18 protein-coding genes and 3 tRNA genes are annotated in these 22,015 nt (G+C 65.2%); 3 read left to right on the forward strand and 18 right to left on the reverse strand.

The annotated features are described in order from the left end of the window. Window positions 1-43: 43 nt before the first annotated feature. Together METRZ18153_RS20205 and METRZ18153_RS0111370 are read right to left on the reverse strand one after the other, a co-directional pair. Entirely contained in the window at window positions 44-700 is a 657-nt protein-coding gene (locus METRZ18153_RS20205; protein WP_020164854.1) for a PEP-CTERM sorting domain-containing protein, read from the reverse strand. 231 nt (window positions 701-931) lie between these two features. Continuing rightward, a complete protein-coding gene (locus tag METRZ18153_RS0111370; protein ID WP_232416028.1) occupies window positions 932-1,582 on the reverse strand; it encodes a response regulator in 651 nt (216 codons plus the stop codon). Here METRZ18153_RS0111370 and METRZ18153_RS0111375 point away from each other — a divergent pair. Then, the gene (locus METRZ18153_RS0111375) at window positions 1,581-2,957 is read left to right on the forward strand and encodes a sensor histidine kinase (protein WP_020164856.1); all 1,377 of its coding nucleotides are present in this window, start codon (window positions 1,581-1,583) and stop codon (window positions 2,955-2,957) included. The two genes, METRZ18153_RS0111370 and METRZ18153_RS0111375, sit on opposite strands and share 2 nt — an antisense overlap. Before the next feature lie 102 nt (window positions 2,958-3,059). On the opposite strand, the gene parC is transcribed toward METRZ18153_RS0111375, so the two are convergent. Continuing rightward, window positions 3,060-5,312: a DNA topoisomerase IV subunit A gene (gene parC / locus METRZ18153_RS0111380; protein ID WP_020164857.1), complete on the reverse strand. Its 2,253-nt coding sequence runs from the start codon at window positions 5,310-5,312 to the stop codon at window positions 3,060-3,062. A 102-nt stretch (window positions 5,313-5,414) separates the two neighbouring features. After that, window positions 5,415-7,346 carry a DNA topoisomerase IV subunit B gene (locus tag METRZ18153_RS0111385; protein ID WP_020164858.1) on the reverse strand — a complete coding sequence of 644 codons (1,932 nt, stop codon included), beginning with the start codon at window positions 7,344-7,346 and terminating at the stop codon, window positions 5,415-5,417. Between the two features lie 163 nt (window positions 7,347-7,509). Between METRZ18153_RS0111385 and METRZ18153_RS0111390 the strand changes: the two genes are divergently transcribed. Together METRZ18153_RS0111390 and bfr are read left to right on the forward strand one after the other, a co-directional pair. Continuing rightward, window positions 7,510-8,406 (forward strand): recombination-associated protein RdgC, encoded by an 897-nt coding sequence (locus METRZ18153_RS0111390; protein ID WP_020164859.1) that lies wholly within the window; start codon window positions 7,510-7,512, stop codon window positions 8,404-8,406. Between the two features lie 158 nt (window positions 8,407-8,564). Further along, window positions 8,565-9,032: a bacterioferritin gene (gene bfr, locus METRZ18153_RS0111395; RefSeq protein ID WP_020164860.1), complete on the forward strand. Its 468-nt coding sequence runs from the start codon at window positions 8,565-8,567 to the stop codon at window positions 9,030-9,032. Window positions 9,033-9,176: 144 nt separating this feature from the next. Here bfr and METRZ18153_RS0111400 read toward each other — a convergent pair. The 14 genes from METRZ18153_RS0111400 to METRZ18153_RS0111465 form a co-directional block, all read right to left on the reverse strand. After that, window positions 9,177-9,252 (reverse strand) — tRNA-His (locus METRZ18153_RS0111400). Window positions 9,253-9,305: 53 nt separating this feature from the next. Further along, window positions 9,306-9,382 (reverse strand) — tRNA-Arg (locus tag METRZ18153_RS0111405). Between the two features lie 29 nt (window positions 9,383-9,411). Next, window positions 9,412-9,488, reverse strand: a tRNA-Pro gene (locus METRZ18153_RS0111410). Between the two features lie 100 nt (window positions 9,489-9,588). Further along, a complete protein-coding gene (gene pnp / locus METRZ18153_RS0111415) occupies window positions 9,589-11,676 on the reverse strand; it encodes a polyribonucleotide nucleotidyltransferase (RefSeq protein WP_020164861.1) in 2,088 nt (695 codons plus the stop codon). A gap of 162 nt (window positions 11,677-11,838) precedes the next feature. Next, on the reverse strand, window positions 11,839-12,108 hold the full coding sequence (rpsO, locus tag METRZ18153_RS0111420) for a 30S ribosomal protein S15 (protein ID WP_020164862.1): 270 nt from the start codon (window positions 12,106-12,108) through the stop codon (window positions 11,839-11,841). Between the two features lie 67 nt (window positions 12,109-12,175). Further along, window positions 12,176-13,105 carry a tRNA pseudouridine(55) synthase TruB gene (truB, locus tag METRZ18153_RS0111425; RefSeq protein ID WP_020164863.1) on the reverse strand — a complete coding sequence of 310 codons (930 nt, stop codon included), beginning with the start codon at window positions 13,103-13,105 and terminating at the stop codon, window positions 12,176-12,178. Window position 13,106: 1 nt separating this feature from the next. Further along, the gene (gene rbfA, locus METRZ18153_RS0111430; protein ID WP_020164864.1) at window positions 13,107-13,478 is read right to left on the reverse strand and encodes a 30S ribosome-binding factor RbfA; all 372 of its coding nucleotides are present in this window, start codon (window positions 13,476-13,478) and stop codon (window positions 13,107-13,109) included. A gap of 18 nt (window positions 13,479-13,496) precedes the next feature. Further along, entirely contained in the window at window positions 13,497-16,253 is a 2,757-nt protein-coding gene (gene infB, locus METRZ18153_RS0111435) for a translation initiation factor IF-2 (protein ID WP_020164865.1), read from the reverse strand. Between the two features lie 11 nt (window positions 16,254-16,264). Next, window positions 16,265-17,737 carry a transcription termination factor NusA gene (gene nusA / locus METRZ18153_RS0111440; protein WP_019918077.1) on the reverse strand — a complete coding sequence of 491 codons (1,473 nt, stop codon included), beginning with the start codon at window positions 17,735-17,737 and terminating at the stop codon, window positions 16,265-16,267. Continuing rightward, complete coding sequence (gene rimP / locus METRZ18153_RS0111445; protein ID WP_020164866.1) at window positions 17,734-18,186, reverse strand: ribosome maturation factor RimP; 453 nt, start codon at window positions 18,184-18,186, stop codon at window positions 17,734-17,736. The genes nusA and rimP overlap by 4 nt, the downstream gene beginning before the upstream one ends. Window positions 18,187-18,343: 157 nt before the next feature. After that, window positions 18,344-19,441: a 23S rRNA pseudouridine(2605) synthase RluB gene (gene rluB / locus METRZ18153_RS0111450; protein ID WP_029143709.1), complete on the reverse strand. Its 1,098-nt coding sequence runs from the start codon at window positions 19,439-19,441 to the stop codon at window positions 18,344-18,346. Continuing rightward, complete coding sequence (gene scpB / locus METRZ18153_RS0111455; RefSeq protein WP_020164868.1) at window positions 19,428-20,000, reverse strand: SMC-Scp complex subunit ScpB; 573 nt, start codon at window positions 19,998-20,000, stop codon at window positions 19,428-19,430. Before scpB ends, rluB begins: the two co-directional genes overlap by 14 nt. Next, a complete protein-coding gene (locus tag METRZ18153_RS0111460; RefSeq protein ID WP_020164869.1) occupies window positions 19,957-20,796 on the reverse strand; it encodes a segregation and condensation protein A in 840 nt (279 codons plus the stop codon). The genes scpB and METRZ18153_RS0111460 overlap by 44 nt, the downstream gene beginning before the upstream one ends. After that, window positions 20,796-21,998 carry a tryptophan--tRNA ligase gene (locus tag METRZ18153_RS0111465; RefSeq protein ID WP_020164870.1) on the reverse strand — a complete coding sequence of 401 codons (1,203 nt, stop codon included), beginning with the start codon at window positions 21,996-21,998 and terminating at the stop codon, window positions 20,796-20,798. Before METRZ18153_RS0111465 ends, METRZ18153_RS0111460 begins: the two co-directional genes overlap by 1 nt. Between the last annotated feature and the right edge of the window lie 17 nt (window positions 21,999-22,015).

The raw sequence follows: 22,015 nt of genomic DNA on the forward strand, positions 1-22,015 counted from the left end.
TGATGTGCACTGCTTCCGCCCCGGCCCACCGGATCCACCCGCTTTATTTGACTTCCGTCAACCTTCCGCGCCATCCGTCACGGTGGCGATGCAAGCCGCGGCATCGCCGACTCACCGACAGCGCGCCGATCGCCAGCATCGCCAGTGCAAGCGAACCCGGCTCCGGGACCGGCGTCACCGTGGTGCCGGTGAGCTGGAAGGTCGCGTACAGGTCGCGCAGGTGATAGGCCGGCGTATTGGCGGGCAACTGCACAGCCTGCGTGTAGAACGCATTCGGCGTTACCGTCAGCGTGCCGGTGGCGCCGAGGTCGAAGGTGAGCGACGGCATGGCGAAGGCGTGGATCTGATACTGGTCGTTGGCGATCTCCTGCACGCCCAGATCGAATTCGAAGTACTTCGTGATCCCCAGAACCGTCAGGCCGACCGAGTAGGGCTGGTACTCGATGCCGGTCATTCCGGGATCGGCCGGCCCGGTACCGGCGAAGAAGGTGAAGAACCGGGCCTGCTGGCCGACGTCCGGGGTCAGATCCAGAGCCCCGCTCACACCCGCGAACTGCACGGTGGCAGAGACGGCGGGGGTGGACTGGAAGTAGGTCTGTACCGGCGAACCGGTGGTGCTGAAGCTGATCGGCACCGCCTGCGCGGCGCCCGCGCAGAGGCCGAAGGCGAGCGCCGCCGCCGCCGGGAAACGGTTGGTCATCTGAAACCCCCTTGTATTGGTCTTGTAAGTGACCCGGCCGCGGCTCTCGCCGTCACCGCCGTCGCACTACGCTTCCGGCAGCGCTGTCCAGTGCCTGCACGAGGCTGCGGGATGAGGAATGCGCCCAGGCGCCGGGAAAATCCATGCGGCATTGAAGCGCGTCCGCCCTGCGGGGGTAAATACGCACAAGCGCGTAGCGCGCTGGCAATCAGCGTCCGGACAGGGAATTGCTCACGCTTCCGGCAGCCTGTGCCGCACGGCCCAGGCCACCAGTTCGGCTGCGTTGCGCAGGCCGAGCTTGCGCGCGATGTTCTCGCGGTGCTTGCGTACGGTGTGTTCGGAAATGCCCAGTTCGGCGCCGATCTGCTTGCTCGACAGACCGCGCCCGACACGCCCGGCAATGTCCATTTCGCGCGAGGTCAGACCCTCGTGCGTGTCGGCCATGCCGTGACCGAACAGGGTCGCCAGTTCCGGACTCACGTAATAGCCACCGTCGGACACCGTCATCATCGCGCCGACCAGCGCCTCGGCGTCGTCCGTCTTCAGCATGTAGCCCTGCGCGCCGAAGGCCAGCGCCGCGTGGAAGGAGGCGGCGTCCTGGCGCGCGGTCACCACCAGCACCCGCGTCGTCAGACCGGCGGCAGCGATGGCCTGCATCACGCCGAGGCCGTCCAGACCGGGCAGGCCGAGATCGAGCAGCAGCACATCGGGCGACAGACTGCGCACCAGTTCGAGCGCCCGTTCGCCGTCGCCACAGTCGCCCAGCCAGCGCACGCGCGGCTCGGCCGACAGCATCAGACGCAAGCCCTGGCGCACCAGCGCGTGGTCTTCGGCAACGACGATGCTAATCTCGCGGGCGTCCATGACTGCGGAAACTACCATGACCGGAACATCCGCCACGCTCGACGACGCCACGTCGCCCAGCGATTCGGACGCCGTCCGGCGCGACCTGCTGGGCGTACTTTTCGGTCACACGCCCACCATCGTCGCCGGCAATCTGGCGGTGTCGCTGACCGCCTCTGCTGTGCTCGTCAGCGCCCAGGGACACGGCCTGGTCTGGTTCTGGCTGGCCGCGATATGGGTACTGGTCGGCCTGCGCTACGCACTGGTCCGCCAGTTGCGGCCGCAACTGGCCTCGCTGCAGCGGCCCGGTCTTGACCGTGCCGAAAGCGCCTACACCGCAGTCGCCGGACTCACCGGTCTGGCCTGGGGCCTGCTGCCCTGGCTCGGCTACGAGGGGCGCGATCCGTTCATGGATTTTTTCAGCGTCGCCATGCTGGCAGGCATGGCCGGCGGCGCCGTCACCGCCACCACCGCCCTGCCGCGCGCGCTCAACCTCTACCTCGTCTGCGCGCTGCTGCCCTTCATCGTCAAGTCATGGCTGATGGGCGGGCTGATCAACATCGGCGGCGGCCTCACCTTCCTGTTCTACCTGCTGGTACTGGTGTCCTTCGGCCGCAACGCGCACGGCACGATGCGCAACGCGCTGCTGCTCACCCGCCAGAACGCCCGTCTGGCCGACGATCTGCGGCAGGAACGCGACGCCGTGCAGGCGGCGATGCGCGCCAAGAACCTCTTTCTGGCCGGCGTCACGCACGACCTGCGCCAGCCGGTCCATGCGGTCGGGCTGCATGTGCGCTACCTGCGCTCGCAGGACCCGGCCGGTCTCAGCCGCGATGTGCTGGACGAAGTCTGCGGCGGCATGGACGCCGCGGTGCGCGCGATGAGCAGACAGCTCACGCGCTTGCTGGAACTGTCGCGCCTCGAAGCGGGCGAGGCCCGTGTGCTGCGGCGGGCGGTGCCGCTGTCCGAGGTGTGGGCCGCCTGCGCCGCGCAATTCGTGCCGCTGGCGCAGGAAAAGGGGCTGGACCTGCGCTTCCGTCCGACCGCGCAGGTGGTGGACAGCGATGCCATGATGCTGCAGTCCATCCTCGACAACCTGGTGTCGAACGCGGTGCGCTATACCGAGCGCGGCCGCGTCCTGATCGCCGCCCGGCCGCGCGGCAGCGAGGTGGAACTGCAGGTATGGGACACCGGCCCCGGCATCGCCGCCGAACATCTGCCGCTCATCTTCGTTCCCTACCGCCGCTTCGATGATCGCAGCGCCCGTCACGACGAAGGCCAAGGCCTCGGTCTGGCGCTGGCGCGCGGTCAGGCCGACGCGCTGGGCCACGCACTCGAGGTGCGCTCACGCCCCGGTCACGGCAGCACGTTCACCGTTACGGTGCCGCGCGCGGGGTCGGCGCCGCGCGGGTGACCGACGCCGCCAGCGATGCTGCATCTACAGAGCGCCCTTCATCAACCGCTGCAATCGCGAGCAAGCTCGCTCCCACGGGAGCCTGCAGACGCTGCAGGCCGTTCAGCCTTCGAGCTTCCTGCCCTTGGTCGCGCGCACACCGCGCCAGTTCATCAGCGACGCCTCGTCGATGTTCAGCGTCTTCGGCCGGCCGCGCGAGCCGGGTACCGTGAGCGCGAGACGTTCGCGGAACACGTCGAGCAGTTGTAGCGACGCCCCATCGGGCAAGGTCATGATCTTGACGCCCTTGCCGCCCGACAGCTCCTTCATCTCTTCCAGCGGGAAGGCGAGCAGGCGGTCGCCGCCCAGCGCCACCACCCACTTGTCGCCCGGCCGCAGTTTCACCGGCGGCAGCGCAGTGCTGCCATCCGTATTGAGGAAAGCCTTGCCGGCGCGCTGGCGGCTCACCATGTCCTCGATCGCGCAGACGAAACCGTAACCACCGTCGGATGCCACCAGGAAGCGGCTGCCCGGCTCGCCAGTCAGCACCGCGACCAGCTTCTTGCCGGCGAGGTCGGCCAGCGAGGACACAGGCACGCCGTCGCCCTTGCCGCTGGGCAGATCGGTGGGCTTGATGGTGTAGCTGCGGCCGTCGCCGTCGATCAGCACCACTGGCCACACGGTGCGGCATTTCAGCACCGCGAGCGGACCGTCGTCCGCCTTCCAGGTCAGCGCGGCCTCATCGACGTCGTGGCCGGAGCGCAGCCGGCCGAAACCACCGCGCGACACGATGACGGTGACCGCCTCGTCGATCTGCGGCACTTCGCGCGTGCGCGTGGCCTGCGCGTCGGCATTGATCAGCGTGCGGCGCTCGTCGCCGAAGCGCTCGACGTCGGCGCGCACCTCGTCGCGCACGAAAGTGCGCAGTGCAGCGTCGCTGCCGAGGATCTTGAGCAGGCCGGTGCGTTCGGCATCGAGCGCGTCGCGCTCGCCCTGCAGCTTGATGGCCTCCAGCTTGGCCAGCTGGCGCAGCCGGATCTCCAGCACGTCCTCGGCCTGACGCTCGGTGATGCCGAAGCCGGCCATCAGGTCGGCCTTCGGATCGTCGGCGGCGCGAATGATGGCGATCGCGCGGTCGATGTCGAGCAGGATGGCCAGCCGGCCATCGAGGATGTGCATGCGCTCGTCGATGTCGGCGATGCGCTGCGTGAGCCGTCGCGACACGGCACCGAGGCGGTAGTCGCACCACTGGCGCAGCACCGCCGGCAGACCGATCTGACCGGGGCGGCGATGGGTGTCGAGCAGCGTCAGGTTCAGGCTCGCATTGCACTCGAGATCGGTATAGGCGAACAGGAAGGCCAGCAGGTCTTCCTGGCTCACCGCGCGCGACTTCGGCTCGATCACCAGGCGCACCGGGTGACGCGCGTCCGATTCGTCGCGCACCGAATCGATCAGCGAGGTGGCCAGCGTCTTGGTGCGCGCCTGGTCGTCGCTGATCTTCTTCTTGTCGCCCTTGGGCTTGGGGTTGGCGAGGTCATCGATGCGGCTCATCACGCCGCCGGTGCTCACGCCTGGCGGCAGCGCCGTGACGACGATCTGCCACTGGCCGCGCGCCAGCGCCTCGACCTCGTAATTGGCCCGCATGCGGAATGAGCCACGCCCTTCCTTGTAGGCGGCGACGATGCTCTCGCGCGACGAAATGAGCGTAGCCCCGTTCGGGAAGTCCGGCCCCTGGAAGCAGTCGATTACGTCGTCGTCCGGCATGCGCGGATCGATCAGCAGCTTGCAGGTCGCGTCACCGATCTCGCGCAGATTGTGCGGCGGGATCTCGCAGGCCATGCCGACCGCGATGCCGGACGCGCCATTGGCCAGCACCACCGGCAGCCGCGCCGGCAGCAGCGACGGCTCCTGCTGCGTGCCGTCGTAGTTGGGCTGGAACTCGATCACGCCGGCGTTCAGTTCGGACAGCAGCACGTGGCGCGCGAACGGCGTCAGGCGGCATTCGGTGTAGCGCATCGCGGCCGCGTTGTCGCCGTCCATCGAACCGAAATTGCCCTGGCCGTCGATCAGCGGATAGCGCAGCGTGAAGGGCTGGGCCAGCCGCACCATGGCTTCGTACACCGACGAATCGCCGTGCGGGTGGTACTTGCCGATCACGTCGCCGACCACACGCGCCGATTTCTTGTGCGCGGCATCGGGCCGGGCGAAGCCGTCCATCGCGTACAGGATGCGACGCTGCACCGGCTTCATGCCGTCTTCCAGCCCAGGCAGCGCGCGCGAGGTCACCACCGACATCGCATAGGTCAGATAGGCCTGCGCCGCGTGCGCATCGACCGGAATGTCGGCGATGTCGGGTTCGAACAGGTTGTCAGTCAACGGAGTGCTCCGGGTGTTTCGTTGTTTGTCTGTGAAGGGGCTGGGGATGAGGGGCTAGGGGCTAGGGGCTAGGGGCTAGGGACTAGGGCCTAGCCCCTGCCCTCACGCATCCGGCACCACCTTGTCGCCTTCCAGTTCCATCCAGCGGCGGCGACGTTCGGCTTCTTTCTTGCCCATCAGCATGGTGAAGGTGTTCAGCACCAGATCGGGGTCGGCACCCTGGGTGATGCGGATGAGGCGCCGCGTTTCCGGGTTCATCGCGGTTTCCTTCAGCTCGTCCGGATTCATTTCGCCCAGGCCCTTGAAGCGGCTCACCGTCAGCGCGCTCTCACTGATGCCGTCGGCGATCAGGTTGGCCAGTATGGTGTCGCGCTCGGCCTCGTCCAGTGCGTAAAGGCGGCGCGCCGGTCGCGTCTTGGTCGGCGCGATCTTCACGCAGTACAGCGGCGGTTGACCGATGAACACGTGGCCACGCTCGATCAGCTTCGGGAAGTGACGCAGGAAGAGCGTGAGCTGCAGCGTCTGGATGTGCGCACCGTCGACGTCGGCGTCCGACAGGATGATGATCTTGTGGTAGCGCAGGCCGTCCAGCACCGCGTCCGGCGCATCCGGCTTGTGCGGATCTATGCCCAGCGCCACCGCGATGTCGTGCACCTCGTTGTTGGCGAAGATTTCCGACGAGTCGATCTCGAAGGTGTTCAGTACCTTGCCGCGCAGCGGCAGCACCGCCTGGAACTGGCGATCCCGCGCCTGCTTGGCGCTGCCACCGGCCGAGTCGCCCTCGACCAGGAAGATTTCGTTCTGCTCCGGCGACGTGCCGGTGGCGTCGGTGAGCTTGCCCGGCAGCAGCGTCACGCCGGAACCGGCGCGCTTCTCCACCACCTTGCCGGCGCGCGCGCGCGTCTGCGCGCTCTTGATCGCCAGGCCAGCGATGCGCTGCGCTTCGGTTGCGTGATCATTGAGCCAACGGTCCAGCGTGTCCTTGATCGCCTCGTACACCAGCTTCACCGCCTCGCGGTTGTTCAGCTTGTCCTTGGTCTGACCCTGGAAGCGCGGCTCAAGCACCTTGGCGCTGAGCACATAGCTCGCATGCTGCGACACGTCTTCAGACTGCAGCGCGAGCTTGGCCGGCATCAGGCCGTGGTGGGTGGCGTAGTCCTTCACCGATTCGAACAGCGCCTGCCGCATGCCCGATTCGTGCATGCCGCCGCCCGGCGTCGGAATCAGGTTTACGAAGGACTCGCGCACCGACACGCCCTCGGGGAAGGCGATCGCCCATTCAGCGCCCTCGCCTTCGTCGTAGCCGGCAATCGCGGTGCGCGCGCCGCAGAACAGCTCGCACTTCGCGTCGCCGATCTCCTCGCGCAGATAGCCTTCGAGTCCGTTGGCGTACTGCCACTCCTGCACGACGCCGCTTTCCTCGTCCTCGAAGCGGATGCGCACGCCGGGCAGCATCGCACTGCGGGCGCGCAGCAGGTGCTCGATGTCGGCACGCTTCACCTTCGAACTGGCGAAGTACTTCGGGTCCGGCCAGGCGCGCACGCGAGTGCCGGTATGCGACTTCGGGCAGCTGCCGACCTCGGTCAGCCCCTGCGAAATGCCGTGATCGAAGGTGATCGAATGTTCCTTGCCGCCGCGCTTGACCGTCGCCTCCAGCCGCGTCGACAGCGCATTGGTCACCGTCACCCCGACGCCGTGCAGGCCGCCGGCGATCTTGTAGGCCTTGCCCTCGAACTTGCCGCCCGAGTGCGGGATGGTAAAGATGACCTCGATCGCCGGCACCTTCTTGGTCGGGTGGATATCGACCGGAATGCCGCGACCGTTGTCCTCGACCGACACCGAGCCGTCGCCGTGCATCACGACGCGGATGCCGTCGGCGAAGCCGCCCTGCGCCTCGTCGCAGGCGTTGTCGATCATTTCCTGGATGATGTGGTTCGGACTTTCGGTCCGGGTGTACATGTCCGGCCGCTTCTGGATCGGCGCGATGCCTTCGAGCACCTGGATTTCAGCGGCGTTGTAGCTGGGAGTCGTCATCGGAATGAATCAGCGGAACGGAAGCGCGGCACGCGCCGCGCGGAAGGCCGCTAGTGTGCACGGAGAGGGGCGCGGCCGTCGATATTGACATGCGCACGCCGACGCGGCAGCGCCTGCCGCCTTTCTCCACTCATATACACTGCGTCCCTTTTTGCCCGACGCCATGTGGTTCAAGAACCTGCAGATCTACCGCCTCACCGCCCCCTTCGCGCTCGCCCCTGAACAACTCGACGAAAAGCTCGCCGCCAAGGCTTTCCAGCCCGGCAGCAGCGTGGAGATGCAGTGCATGGGCTGGATGTCGCCGCGCGACAACGGCACGTTGGTGCATGCGGTCGGCGGCCAGATGCTGATCACGCTGCGCACCGAAAAGAAGCTGCTGCCGGCCACCGTCATCAATCAGGTCGCCAAGGCCCGCGCCCAGGAAATCGAGGAAAAGCAGGGCTACAAACCCGGCCGCAAGGAAATGCGCGAACTGAAGGACAGCGTGACCAACGAACTGCTGCCGCGCGCCTTCGCCATCTGGCGCGATACCCAGGTATGGATAGATCCGGTCAAGGGCCGCATCGTCGTCGACGCCGCCGCCAGCGCCAAGGGCGACGAGGTGATGCAGTTGCTGAACGAGTGCGTCGAACAGCTGGGCGCACGTCCGCTGCAGACCGCACTGTCACCGGTGTCGGCGATGACCTCCTGGCTGGCCGCCGACGAAGCGCCCGCCGGCTTCAGCATCGACCAGGACACCGAGCTCCGTTCCAGCACCCAATCCAAGGCCACCGTGCGTTATGTGCGTCACGCGCTCGAAGCGGACGACCTGCGCCGTCACATCGAAGCAGGCAAGCAGTGCACCCGCCTGGCGCTGAGCTGGATGGACCGTGTTTCATTCACGCTGACCGAGAACCTCGCGGTGAAGCGGGTCGCCCCGCTGGACGTACTGACCGAGAACGACGACGGCAGCGGCGACGAAGCCGAGCGCTTCGACACCGATTTCGCGCTGATGACCGGCGAAGTCAGCCGCCTGATCGATCACCTGGAAGAAGCGCTGGGCGGCGTCGCGTCGAACTGAGCGCACCGCCGCGAAGCACGACCGACATGGCGACTGCGAATGGAAACGGTTTGCGCCACGATTCCGCGGAATGCCATCAAACCCAGCACAGAAGCCAGAATTGGCGCATCATCGAGCAATCTTAGTATGCGCCGGACATCCGGAAAGTGAGATAAACCATGCAAGGAAAGCAGGTCATCCTCGACGCGCTGAACGCGCTGCTGGTCTACGAACTGGCGGCACGCGACCAGTACTTCATCCACTCGCGCATGCTCGACGAATGGGGCTTCGGCAAGGCCGCCGCACGTATCGCGCACGAGATGGATGACGAAACCGGCCACGCAGACGCACTGATACGCCGCATCCTGATGCTGAGCGGTACGCCCGACATGAAGCCCGCCCCGCTCAACGTCGGACACGACGTCGTCAGCATTTTCGAGAACGATCTGGCAGTGGAGATTTCGGTCGTGAAGCATCTGCGCGAAGTGATGGCGCTGACCGAGAAGGAGCAGGACTACGTTACCCGTGATCTGCTGCTGCCGATGTTGAAGGACACCGAAGAGGACCACGCGCACTGGCTGGAACAGCAGCTGCGCCTGATCAAGCTGATGGGCGAACAGAACTACCTGCAGAGCGCTGCGGGCTGAACGCCGACGGCGGCGATGGCCGGGGAGCGAGCTCCGCCATCGCCGCACGATGCGATGCCTCGGCACGTGCGATGACGGCGAGGACCTCGCGCGCGACGAATGCCGGCGCGACGGACTCGCACAATCAACAACAAGGGAATTTGGTGGGGTGGCTGATGGGACTCGAACCCACGACAACTGGAATCACAATCCAGGACTCTACCAACTGAGCTACAGCCACCACTGGAACGGCTGCCAAACGGCAACCGCTTTGAAACTCTCTCAGGCCATTGCTGGCCTGCCCGGCAGGAATCGAACCCGCAACCTACGGCTTAGAAGGCCGTTGCTCTATCCAGTTGAGCTACGGGCAGGTACTAAGAACGGTGTTGCGGACCGATTATGGTCGGGGTGGAGGGATTCGAACCCCCGACATCTTGCTCCCAAAGCAAGCGCGCTACCGGGCTGCGCTACACCCCGAGAGGCCGAGATATTACCGGCCGACCGGGGTGCGGTCAATGCCTGCAGAGCGTTTCAGCGAAATTTCTTAAAAGAAATTCGCCGGACGCCCCGCAGTACATCAGCCCTGCTCGCCGTTTGCGTCCGGCGCAGCCAGCAGTGCCTTCATCGACAGGCGGATGCGGCCCTTCTCGTCGGTCTCCAGCACCTTCACCTTCACCTGCTGACCTTCCTTCAGGTGATCGGCGACGTTGGCGATGCGCTCGTTGGCGATCTGCGAAATGTGCAGCAGACCGTCCTTGCCCGGCAGCACACTGACGATGGCGCCGAAGTCCAGCAGACGCAGCACCGTGCCGTCATAGACCTTGCCCACTTCCACTTCGGCCGTGATCGCCTCGATGCGGCGCTTGGCGTGCTCGGCGGCCTCCGAATTCACCGATGCGATGGTGATGGTGCCGTCGTCGCCGATGTCGATCGTTGCACCGGTCTCTTCGGTCAGCGCGCGGATCACTGCACCACCCTTGCCGATCACGTCGCGTATCTTTTCCGGATTGATCTTCATCGTCAGCAGACGCGGTGCGTAGGTCGACACGCCTTCACGGGCGCCCGACATCGACTGCTGCATGATGCCCAGAATGTGCTTGCGCGCTTCGTGGGCCTGGGCCAGCGCGACCTGCATGATTTCCTTGGTGATGCCCTGGATCTTGATGTCCATCTGCAGCGCGGTGATGCCGCTGTCAGTACCGGCCACCTTGAAGTCCATGTCGCCGAGGTGATCTTCGTCGCCGAGGATGTCGGTCAGCACGGCAAAACGGTTGCCGTCCTTGATCAGACCCATCGCGATACCGGCGACATGCGCCTTCAGCGGCACGCCGGCGTCCATCAGTGCGAGCGAACCGCCGCACACCGAAGCCATCGACGACGAACCGTTCGATTCGGTGATTTCCGACACCACGCGCATCGAGTAGCTGAACTCTTCCGGCGACGGCAGCACGGCGAGCAGCGCGCGCTTGGCCAGACGACCATGGCCGATCTCGCGGCGCTTCGGTGCGCCGAAGCGGCCGGTTTCACCGGTGGCGAACGGCGGCATGTTGTAGTGAAGCATGAAGCGGTCACGATACTCGCCGCCGAGCGCGTCGATGATCTGCTCGTCACGACCGGTGCCCAGCGTGGCAATCACCAGCGCCTGCGTCTCGCCGCGCGTGAACAGCGCGGAACCGTGGGTGCGCGGCATCACGCTGTTGCGGATGGCGATCGGGCGCACGGTGCGCGTATCGCGACCGTCGATGCGCGGCTCGCCGTTCAGGATGCGGCTGCGAACGATGCGCGCTTCCATGTCGAAGAAGTAGTTCTTGATCGTGTTCACGTCGGGCGCCGTCGCAGCGTCGGCAGTCAGCGCAGCGATCACTTCGTCGCGCAGGGCATTCACGCTCTGGCTGCGCACCTGCTTCTGCGTAATGCGGTAGGCATCCTGCAGCTTGGCTTCGGCCAGCTCGGAAATGCGGCTCCACAGCGCTTCGTCGCGGGCCGGCGCCTGCCAGTCCCACTCCGGCTTGCCGGCGACTTCGACCAGTTCATTGATCGCGTTGATCGCGGCCTGCATCTGCTCATGGCCGTAGACCACGGCGCCCAGCATGACTTCTTCCGACAGTTCCATCGCTTCGGACTCGACCATCAGCACGGCCGCTTCGGTACCGGCGACGACCAGGTTCAGCTTGCTGTCCTTCAGCTGCGACGCGGTCGGGTTCACGATGTACTGACCATCGATATAGCCCACGCGGGCGGCGCCGATCGGGCCGCTGAACGGGATGCCGGAGATCGCCAGTGCGGCGGATGCACCGATCATGGCCGGGATGTCGGCATCGACTTCCGGGTTCAGCGACAGCACCTGCACGATGACCTGGACTTCGTTGTAGAAGCCTTCCGGAAACAGCGGGCGGATCGGGCGATCGATCAGACGCGAGGTCAGCGTTTCCTTTTCGGTCGGACGGCCTTCGCGCTTGAAGAAACCGCCGGGGATGCGGCCGGCGGCGTAGAACTTTTCTGCGTAATCAACGGTGAGCGGGAAGAAATCCTGGCCGGCCTTTGCCGACTTCTGGGCCACGACGGTCGCCAGCACGACGGTTTCTTCGACGTTTACGATGACGGCGCCGCTCGATTGACGCGCAATCTCGCCGGTTTCCAGCACCACTTTCTGGGTGCCGAACATGAATTCCTTGCGGGTAGCGTTAAGCAAGTCGATTCCTTTCGATTCGATGAGTGACGGGCATCGTCCGCCCGCCAGAAAAAACAAACCGGCGGAGCCGCCAAGGACTCACGCCGGTATGTGGTGTCAAGCCTCAGGAGGCCTGGACATTGCCTGCGGATGCAATTACTTGCGCAGTCCGAGGCGGCCGATCAGCGAACGATAGCTGTCGGCGTTGGTGCGCTTCAGGTAGTCGAGCAGCTTGCGACGCTGGCTCACCATCTTGAGCAGACCACGACGCGAGTGGTGGTCCTTGACGTGTTCCTTGAAGTGACCGGTCAGGTCGTTGATGCGTGCGGTCAGCAGGGCGACTTGAACTTCGGGCGACCCCGTATCGCCGGCCGCGCGCTGGAAGTCGGCCACGATGCGGGCTTTATCGGCGGAAACGATAGCCATTGATCTAAACTCTCTCGTTTGGAAAACCCAAAATTATACGCCACAGTTGCGCAATCTCAAGCCTATTTCAAGGCTTTTGCGCACTTTCCTGCGGCAACAGGCGCTTCACCCGCAAGCGGGCGCCGCGTACGACGACCAGACCGAGAAAAACCGGTCCGGCATAGGCGCGCAACACGCCCTCCTCTTGCAGTTCGATGTCCGCCTCGACCGCTGAAAGCGGCACCGACTGGCCGTTGATCAGGCGCTGCGCATCGGCGTCGGCAATCCGGCAGAGCGGCATGTCCTTCAACAGGATGTCGGCGGGGTTCAGCAGCGACGCGCGCGCGTCCTCGTCGAGCGCGGCGATCTGCTCAAGCGTCACCGCACGATCAAGTCGCAGGGGCCCGGTGCGAGTGCGGCGCAGTCCGGTCAGGTGGGCACCACAGCCCAGCATCGCGCCAATGTCTTCAGCCAGCGTACGGATGTAAGTGCCTTTGCTGCACAGCACGCGCATAGAGAATGACGGCAGCGTGACATCCAGCAGTTCGATCTCGTGTATGCGTACATGACGCACCGCGCGCTCTATGGTCTCCCCTGCACGGGCGTATTCATAGAGCGGCTTGCCGGCGTGCTTGAGCGCCGAGTGCATCGGCGGAATCTGCTCGATGTCACCGGTATGCGCAACGAGCGCGCCGCGCAGCGCAGCTTCGTCGATCGCGACCTCGCGGGTTTCGAGCACGTCGCCTTCGGCATCTCCGGTCGTCGTCCGCACTCCGAGCCGTACCTGCGCGACATACTCCTTGTCGGCATCCAGCATCAGCCCTGCGAAGCGGGTCGCTTCGCCGAAGCAGACCGGCAGCAGACCACTGGCCAGCGGATCGAGCGTACCGGTGTGTCCGGCGCGGGCGGCCTGAAACAGACGACGCGCCTTCTGCAGCGCGTCGTTTGAACTGAGACCTATGGGTTTGTCGAGCAACAGCACACCGTTGATCGCCTTCCAGCGCGAGCGCGGCTGCAACTCAATCCTCGCCGGTGGAGGGGCCGGAATGCAGGGCCTTGTCGATCAGGCGGGACAGCTGGTCGGCACGCTCCATCGTCTGGTCATGCACGAAGTGCAGCTGCGGCGTGGTGTGTATGCGCACGCGGCGACCGATCTCCCGGCGCAGGAAACCGGAGGCGCGCACCAGACCTTCATGTATCAGCTTCTGCGCATCACCTTCAGCCAGCGTGCTGTAGTAGATCTTCGCGTGCGCATAGTCCGGCGTCAGCTCGACCGCGGTCAGCGACACCATGCCGACGCGCGGGTCCTTCAGTTCGGTGGCGATCAGCTGCGCCAATTCGCGGCGGATCGCCTCCGATACACGGTCACTGCGGGAGTAACGTTCGCTCATCGAATATGCACGTCAGGCTCAGGCGAGCTTGCGGGCGATTTCCTGGATCTCGAAGACCTCGAGCTGGTCGCCTTCTTCGATCTCGTTGTAACCGCGCAGCGACAGGCCGCACTCGTAACCTTCCTTGACTTCCTTGACGTCGTCCTTGAAGCGCTTGAGCGAGTCGAGCTCTCCGGTCCACACCACCACGTTGTTGCGCAGCAGGCGGGCGCTGGCGCCGCGCTTGACCAGACCCGAAAGCACCATACAACCGGCAATCGTGCCGATCTTGGTACCGCGGAACACCTGGCGGATTTCGACCGTACCGAGCACGTGCTCGCGCTTTTCCGGCGCCAGCATGCCCGACAGCGCTGCCTTCACCTCATCGACCGCTTCGTAGATGATGGTGTAGTAACGCAGATCGACACCGAAGTTCTCGGCCAGCTTGCGCGCACCGACATCGGCGCGGACGTTGAAGCCGATGATGACGCCCTTGGAAGCCTGCGCCAGGTTCACGTCGGTTTCCGAGATCGCGCCGACCGCAGCATGAATCACCTGCACGCGCACTTCGTCGGTGGACAGCTTCATCAGCGACTGCACCAGCGCTTCCTGCGAACCCTGAACGTCGGCCTTGATGATGAGCGGCAGCACGCGGACTTCGCCCTCGCCCATCTGCTCGAACATCGATTCCAGCTTGGCGGCCTGCTGCTTCGCCAGCTTCACGTCGCGGAACTTGCCCTGACGGAACAGCGCAATCTCACGCGCCTTGCGTTCGTCGGCCAGCACCATCGCCTCGTCACCGGCGGCCGGCACATCGGACAGACCCTGGATTTCCACCGGGATGGACGGACCCGCTTCGCTGATCGCCTTGCCGGACTCGTCCAGCATGGCGCGCACACGACCGAATACCTGACCGCACAGCAGGATGTCGCCGCGCTTCAGCGTACCCGACTGCACCAGCACCGACGCGACCGGGCCCTTGCCCTTGTCGAGACGCGCTTCGATGACCAGACCGCGGGCCGGCGCATCCTTCGGCGCCTTCAGTTCCAGCACTTCGGCCTGCAGCAGCACGTTCTCGAGCAGTTCGTCGATGCCCGTACCCTTCTTCGCCGACACCGGGATGAAGGGCGAATCGCCACCGTATTCTTCCGGCACGACGCCTTCGGCCACCAGTTCCTGCTTGACGCGGTCCGGGTTGGCTTCCGGCTTGTCGATCTTGTTGATCGCGACAACCATCGGCACGCCCGCAGCCTTCGCATGGTGGATGGCTTCGCGCGTCTGCGGCATCACGCCGTCATCGGCAGCCACCACCAGGATGACCAGGTCGGTCGCCTTGGCGCCACGGGCACGCATGGCCGTAAAGGCTTCGTGACCCGGGGTGTCGAGGAAGGTGATCATGCCGCGCGGCGTATCGACGTGATAGGCGCCGATGTGCTGCGTGATGCCGCCCGCTTCGCCAGCAGCCACACGGGCGCGGCGGATGTAGTCGAGCAGCGAGGTCTTGCCGTGATCGACGTGACCCATGACGGTGACGACCGGTGCGCGCGGCAGCAGTTCGACATCCTTGTGCTCTTCGTCGGCTTCGCCGAGGAAGGCTTCCGGATCGTCCAGCTTGGCCGGCTTGGCGACGTGGCCCATTTCCTCGACCAGGATCATTGCGGTTTCCTGGTCCAGCACCTGGTTGATCGTGACCATCTGACCGAGCTTCATCAGCACCTTGATCAGTTCGGTCGCCTTGATCGCCATCTTGTGGGCGAGGTCGGCGACGGAAATCGTTTCCGGCACCAGCACTTCGCGCACGACGGCCTCGATCGGCGCCTGTTGCTGGCCCTGATCGTGGTCGCGATGGTTGCGGCCCTTCGGGCCACCACGCCAGCCGCCGGTACCGGCGTCGCCGCGCGTCTTGATCTGACGGCGCTTGGCCGCGTCGTCCTTCCAGTTCGAACCCGGCTTGGCCTTGGCTGCAGCGGGCGCAGCGGGCTTGCTCTTGGCTGCCTTGTCGTCCGGCTTGGCCGGTTTGTGCAGCGTTCCGGCAGGCGCCTTCGCGGCCGCAGCCTTCGCCTCTTCCTCCGCTTTGGCCTTCGCTTCGGCTTCGGCTTGCGCGCGCACCAGACGGGCTTCCGTCTCCTGGCGCATGCGGATTTCGCGTTCCTGCTTCTCCTTTAGCTCACGCGCCTGGTGGGCGAGCAGTTCGGAGTGGCGCTTGGCTTCACGTTCGCGCGCGGTCAGCGGACGCGGCTCGGACGGAACAACCGCTTCGGCCGCGGCTTCCGGAGCACTTTCGGCCACCGGCTCGGGCATCTCGACGGGTGCGGGCTCGGGCTCCGGTTCCGGCTCGGGTTCGGGCTCAGGTTCCGGCGCCACTTCGAGCACCGGTTCCGGCACCACCGGCGTCGGCTCGGGCTCGGGAGCAAACGTCGCTTCGTCCGCCACGACGTCGGCTGCGACCTCTTCGGTCGCCGCCGCCTGCGCAGCTTCTTCGGCCAGCAGTTCGGCCGGGTCGCGCTTGACCAGCACGCGCTTCTTGCGCACTTCGACCTGCACGGTGCGCGCCTGACCGGACGAATTGGTCGCCTTGATCTCGGTGGTCTGACGACGGGTCAGCGTGATCTTGGTCTTTCCCGCCGTATCGCCGTGCTGACGCCGCAAGTAGTCGAGCAGGCGCGTCTTGTCCTGCTCGGTCAGCGAATCGCCTTCGCTCTTCTTGTCCACACCGGCCTGCTTCAGCTGCTCAAGCAGCGCGGCCGCGGGGATTTTCAGCTCGGTCGCAAACTGGGAAACACTCATCAACGCCATACCGTCCTCAATTATTCAAACCAGTGCGCGCGCGCAGTGGTGATCAGCGATGTCGCGCGCGCAGCATCGATGCCGGCGATCTCGACCAGTTCATCAACAGCGAGATCAGCCAGATCATCGCGCGTGCGCACATTGGCGCGCGCCAGCTGCGCCGCCAGCTGCTTGTCCATGCCGTCCAGCGCCAGCAGGGCATCATCGACCTGCTCCAGCTGCTCTTCGTCGACAATGGCTTCGGTCAGCAGCACGTTACGTGCGCGGGTGCGCAGTTCGTTCACCGTGTCTTCGTCGAACGCCTCGATCTCGAGCATTTCGGCCAGCGGCACGTAAGCCACTTCCTCCAGCGTCGAGAAGCCTTCCTCGATCAGGATGTCCGCCACTTCCTCATCCACGTCCAGCTTGGCCATGAACAGCAGGCGGATGGCGGCGTTCTCGGCGTCGGACTTGGCGGCCGACTGCTCGACCGTCATCAGGTTGATCTTCCAGCCGGTCAGCTCGGACGCGAGGCGCACGTTCTGCCCGCTGCGACCGATGGCGATCGCGAGGTTGTCTTCGCTGACCACCACGTCCATGCTGTGTGCGTCCTCATCCACCACGATGGAGGCGACTTCGGCCGGCGCCAGCGCGCCGATGACGAACTGCGCCGGATCAGGCGACCACAGGATGATGTCGACGCGCTCGCCGCCCAGCTCGTTAGTCACCGCCTGCACGCGCGAACCGCGCATGCCGATGCAGGTGCCTTGCGGATCGACGCGCGGATCATTCGACTTGACAGCGATCTTGGCGCGGATGCCGGGGTCACGGGCGGCGCCCTTGATCTCGATGAGACCGTCTTCGATCTCCGGCACTTCGAGCTCGAACAGCTTCATGATGAACTCGGGCGCGGTACGCGACAGGATGATCTGCGGGCCGCGCGCCTGGCGATCAACACGCAGCAGCACTGCCTTGACGCGGTCACCGACACGCAGATTCTCGCGGGCAATGATGTGTTCGCGCGGCAGCAGCGCCTCCAGGCGACCCACTTCGACGATGGCATTGCCGCGTTCGATGCGCTTGATGGTGCCGGTGACCAGATGGTCCTTGCGCTCAAGGAAGTCGTTCAGGATCTGCTCGCGCTCGGCGTCGCGGATGCGCTGCAGGATGACCTGCTTGGCGGCCTGCGCACCAATGCGGCCGAAATCGACCGGCTCCAGGGCTTCTTCGATGTAATCGTCGACCTGGATGTCGGCGATCTGCTCGCGTGCGTCGATCAGGCCAATCTCGGCCTCGTCGTTCTCGACCAGTTCGTCCGGCAGCACATGCCAGCGACGGAAGGCTTCGTACTCGCCGGTTTCGCGGTCGATCGACACGCGCACATCGGCGTCGTCATGGGTGCGCTTCTTGGTGGCCGAAGCCAGTGCGGTTTCGAGAGCGCCGAAAACCACTTCGCGGGACACATTCTTTTCGCGTGCCAGTGCATCGACCAGCAACAGAATCTCGCGACTCATCGTTTCAACTCCTGCTTGCGTTCAAAGTCCGGCACCAGGCGGGCACGTTCGATCTGCGACAGTTCGAACTCGTGGGCTTCGCCCTTGATCTCGAGGGTGAGCCGGTCGTCGGCCACGCCGGCCAGTCGACCGGTGAAATTGCGTTGATTGCCCACCGGCACGCGCAGACGCAGCTGCGCCTCCTGTCCGGTGAAGCGAACGAAATCGGCGGTCTTGCGCAGCGGCCGGTCAAGCCCCGGGGAGGACACTTCAAGACGGTCGTAATCGACGTTTTCGACCATGAAAAGACGGGTCAGGTGATTGCTCACCGTCACGCAGTCATCCACCATGATGCCCTTGTCGGTGTCGATGAAGACACGCAGCAGACGGCCTCTTGGCGAAGTTTCAAGATCGACGAATTCGTAGCCGAGCCCAGTTACCGCCTGCTCGATCAGTTCCGCAACACTCATCCCAGCAACACACTTCCGGATGTACAAATAAAAAATGGGCTGACCGCCCATCGAAAAACGCCGGCAGGGCCAGCGCAACAAGCCGAGGAGTGTAACAGAGGCCATCCATCCCCTCAAGCTGCAAGGATGGACGGCCCCGCCCAACGGTGGTATGTCGTCAGGCCTCTCCGCCGCCTGCCGCAGGCTTGGCCGACGGGCGGCGACGGCGTCGCGGCGCCCGCTTGCGCGCCGGCGCATCGCCCTCGCCACCCTGCGGCGACGGTGCGCCCTGTTGCGGCGCAGCGCGATTGCCTCCCTCACCCGCTTCGCGGGGTTTGCGCGGACCGCGGCGACGGCCGCGCTTGGGCGACGTCGGCGCCTCGCCGTCAACCGGCGGCCGGGCTTCTTCCGCCGGGCCCTTGCGCTGCTTGCCCTTGGCCGGCACCACCGACAACAACTTCTCGACCTGTTCCGCCTTCAGCTCCTCCGACTTGCCGCGCGCCAGACGTCGCGGCAGCTCGAACGGACCATAGCGCACGCGCATCAGGCGGCTCACGGTCAGACCGATAGCCTCGAACATGCGGCGAACCTCGCGGTTGCGGCCTTCGGACAGCGTGACGCGGTACCAGTGGTTCGAACCCTCGCCGCCACCGTCAGCCAGCGAGTTGAACTTGGCGATGCCATCTTCGAGCTCGATGCCCTCGGTCAGCTTCTTCGACTGTTCCGGCGTGAGCTCCCCGATCAGCCGCACCGCGTACTCGCGTTCGAGCTCGTAGCTCGGGTGCATCAGCTTGTTGGCCAGCTCACCGCTGGTGGTGAACACCAGAAGGCCCGACGTATTGAAGTCGAGGCGACCTACCGCGATCCACCGGCCGCCGCCTACCTTGGGCAGCTTGTCGAACACGGACGGACGCCCCTCCGGGTCGTCGCGCGACACGATTTCGCCTTCCGGCTTGTGGTAGATGAGCACGCGCGGGGCACGCTGGGCGAAGTGGATGTGGATCAGCTTGCCATTGACGCGGACCTTGTCCTCCGGCCCGACGCGCTGCCCCACGTGCGCCGGCAGCGAATTGACGCTGATGCGGCCGGCGATGATCCAGTCTTCCAGTTCGCGGCGCGAGCCCAGGCCCATGTCGGCCAGCATCTTGTGCAGCTTCTGCGGCTCGTTGAACACCACCGGGCCGCGCCGCTTGTTCTTGCTGTCCTGCGAGCGGTAATTGGCCACATTGCCATTGACCTCGCCGCCGGCGCCCGGTCTGCGTCTACCTTGCATCATTGAATTCCATCACCTTCTGTAGTTCGGCCAGCGGCGGCAGCTCAGCGAGCGTGCGCAGGCCCAGATCGTCGAGAAAACGTCGTGTCGTTGCATACAGCGCCGGCCGGCCGGGGACTTCGCGGTAACCCACGCTGTCTATCCATCCCCGCCCTTCGAGCGCCTTGATGATGCCCGGCGACACCGCCACACCGCGGATGTCCTCGATGTCGCCGCGCGTCACCGGCTGGCGGTACGCAATGATCGCCAGCGTTTCCAGCACCGCTCTGGAATACTTCGCGGGCTTTTCGTTCTTCAGTCGATCCAGGTAGGGCTGGACGTCCGCGGTGGTGCGGAAACGCCAGCCGGACGATACCTGGACCAGTTCGATGCCCCGCCCCGCCCAGTCCTCGCGCAACTCGTCGAGCAAACGACGGATCAGCGCGTGGTCGAGCTCCTGTTCGAACAGCTTGCGCAGTTCGCTGGTGCTCATCGCGTCCTGGCTGGCGAGCAGCGCGGCTTCGAGTACGCGCTTGACCTCAGACGGGCTCGGCGACTGCTGCTGTTCGGGCAGTTCGGACATAGATCGGCGCAAAGGCTTCGAGCTGAAGCAGTTCAATCAGGTTCTCGCGGGCCAGTTCGAGCACCGCGAGAAAATTCACCACCATCTGGGCGGCCGGCGCGCCAACCTCGAACAGCTGGTCGAAGCGCAGATCACCTTCTTCGTGCAGCCGGCGCAGGATGCCGGACATGAACTCACGTACCGACAACGCCTCGCGCGTCACCTTGTGATGGCGGGTCATGTCGGCACGGCGCATCAGCGCCAGCCAAGCCAGCTGCAGATCGGTCGCACTGACGTTCGGCTGGATCTCGACCAGCCGTTCGGCCACCTGCACGCCGACCCACTCGTGCTCGCGCTGGATGCGCGGAATCGCGTCCAGCGCCAGCGCGGCCGCCTTCATCTGTTCGTACTCGATCAGCCGGCGTACCAGTTCCGCGCGCGGATCTTCGCCCTCGTCGGCGGCTTCACGCGGCGGCCGCGGCAGCAGCATGCGAGACTTGATCTCGAGCAGCATGGCCGCCATCAGCAGGTATTCCGCCGCCAGTTCCAGGCGTTGCGAGCGCATCGCCTCGACGTAGACGAGGTATTGCGCGGTCAGCGGCGCCATCGGAATGTCGAGAATATCGACGTTGGCCTTGCGTATCAGGTAGAGCAGCAGATCGAGCGGCCCCTGGAACGCGTCCAGGAACACTTCGAGCGCGTCGGGCGGAATGTACAGGTCGAGCGGAAGTTTTTCCAGCGCCTCGCCATACAGGCGCGCCGGCGGCGCGGCCGTTTCGGCCGGCACCGGTTCAGCCATGAGCGCCTCGCCGGACATCAGGCGTAGTTCAGGCCCATGGCCTCGCGCACGTCGCGCATCGTTTCCGACGCCAGCTTGCGCGCCCGTTCGCAGCCGTCGGCGACGATGTTGCGCAACAGCATCGGATCCTCCTCGTACTGCTTCGCGCGCTCGTGGATCGGCGCCTGTTCCTTCAGCACCGCGTCGATCACCGGCTGCTTGCACTCCAGGCAACCGATGCCGGCCGAGCGGCAACCTTCCTGTACCCACTGCTTGACCGAATCGTCCGAGTAGATGACGTGGAACTGCCACACCGGGCAGCGGTCCGGATCACCCGGGTCGGTGCGACGCACACGCTGGGTGTCGGTCATCATGCCGCGGATCTTCTTGGTGACGACCTCGGGTTCCTCACGCAGCATCAGCGTGTTGTTGTAGGACTTGGACATCTTCTGCCCGTCCAGGCCCGGCATGCGGGCCGCCTCGGTCAGCAGCGCGCCCGGCTCCGCCAGGATCATCTTGCCGCCGCCTTCCAGGTAGCCGTATAGACGCTCGCGATCACCCATACTCAGACTCTGTGCCTCTTCGAGCAGCGCCTTGCCCTGCGCCAGCGCGTCTTCCTTGCCCTCCTGCTGGTACAGGCGGCGCAGTTCCTCGTACAGCTTGCCGCGCTTGCCACCCAACTTCTTCACCGCCTCACGCGCCTTGTCCTCGAAGCCGGGCTCACGACCGTACAGGTGGTTGAAGCGACGCGCCACCTCGCGCGTCAGTTCGACGTGCGGCACCTGGTCCTCGCCCACCGGGACCAGATTGGCGCGGTAGATCAGGATGTCGGCCGACTGCAGCAGCGGATAGCCGAGGAAGCCGTAGGTCGCCAGATCCTTGTCGGCCAGCTTTTCCTGCTGGTCCTTGTAGGTCGGCACCCGCTCCAGCCAGCCGAGCGGGCACATCATCGACAGCAGCAGATGCAGTTCGGCGTGCTCCGGCACCCGCGACTGGATGAACAGCGTCGCCTGGTTGGGATCGACGCCAGCGGCCAGCCAGTCGATCAGCATGTCCCACACGCTGCGCTCGATCACCTGCGTGTCTTCGTAATTGGTGGTCAGCGCATGCCAGTCAGCGACAAAAAACAGACAGGGGTATTCGTGCTGCAGCTTGACCCAGTTCTTCAGCACGCCGTGGTAGTGACCAAGATGCAGGCGACCGGTGGGGCGCATGCCGGAAAGAACGCGTTCTGCGTACATGTTATCGATTCATCCGG

The sequence above is a fragment of the Methyloversatilis discipulorum genome (assembly GCF_000385375.1).
Lineage (GTDB): Bacteria > Pseudomonadota > Gammaproteobacteria > Burkholderiales > Rhodocyclaceae > Methyloversatilis > Methyloversatilis discipulorum_A.

What these genes read in the sequence shown, in the direction of transcription:
- METRZ18153_RS0111375 (WP_020164856.1), top strand. Translation starts at nt 1,581, where the DNA reads ATGACCGGAACATCCGCCACGCTCGACGACGCCACGTCGCCCAGCGAT.
- infB (WP_020164865.1), bottom strand. Translation starts at nt 16,253, where the DNA reads ATGGCGTTGATGAGTGTTTCCCAGTTTGCGACCGAGCTGAAAATCCCC.
- rbfA (WP_020164864.1), bottom strand. Translation starts at nt 13,478, where the DNA reads ATGAGCGAACGTTACTCCCGCAGTGACCGTGTATCGGAGGCGATCCGC.
- rimP (WP_020164866.1), bottom strand. Translation starts at nt 18,186, where the DNA reads ATGAGTGTTGCGGAACTGATCGAGCAGGCGGTAACTGGGCTCGGCTAC.
- pnp (WP_020164861.1), bottom strand. Translation starts at nt 11,676, where the DNA reads ATGTTCGGCACCCAGAAAGTGGTGCTGGAAACCGGCGAGATTGCGCGT.
- rluB (WP_029143709.1), bottom strand. Translation starts at nt 19,441, where the DNA reads ATGATGCAAGGTAGACGCAGACCGGGCGCCGGCGGCGAGGTCAATGGC.
- rpsO (WP_020164862.1), bottom strand. Translation starts at nt 12,108, where the DNA reads ATGGCTATCGTTTCCGCCGATAAAGCCCGCATCGTGGCCGACTTCCAG.
- METRZ18153_RS0111370 (WP_232416028.1), bottom strand. Translation starts at nt 1,582, where the DNA reads ATGGTAGTTTCCGCAGTCATGGACGCCCGCGAGATTAGCATCGTCGTT.
- METRZ18153_RS0111390 (WP_020164859.1), top strand. Translation starts at nt 7,510, where the DNA reads ATGTGGTTCAAGAACCTGCAGATCTACCGCCTCACCGCCCCCTTCGCG.
- METRZ18153_RS20205 (WP_020164854.1), bottom strand. Translation starts at nt 700, where the DNA reads ATGACCAACCGTTTCCCGGCGGCGGCGGCGCTCGCCTTCGGCCTCTGC.
- METRZ18153_RS0111465 (WP_020164870.1), bottom strand. Translation starts at nt 21,998, where the DNA reads ATGTACGCAGAACGCGTTCTTTCCGGCATGCGCCCCACCGGTCGCCTG.
- nusA (WP_019918077.1), bottom strand. Translation starts at nt 17,737, where the DNA reads ATGAGTCGCGAGATTCTGTTGCTGGTCGATGCACTGGCACGCGAAAAG.
- bfr (WP_020164860.1), top strand. Translation starts at nt 8,565, where the DNA reads ATGCAAGGAAAGCAGGTCATCCTCGACGCGCTGAACGCGCTGCTGGTC.
- scpB (WP_020164868.1), bottom strand. Translation starts at nt 20,000, where the DNA reads ATGTCCGAACTGCCCGAACAGCAGCAGTCGCCGAGCCCGTCTGAGGTC.
- METRZ18153_RS0111460 (WP_020164869.1), bottom strand. Translation starts at nt 20,796, where the DNA reads ATGTCCGGCGAGGCGCTCATGGCTGAACCGGTGCCGGCCGAAACGGCC.
- METRZ18153_RS0111385 (WP_020164858.1), bottom strand. Translation starts at nt 7,346, where the DNA reads ATGACGACTCCCAGCTACAACGCCGCTGAAATCCAGGTGCTCGAAGGC.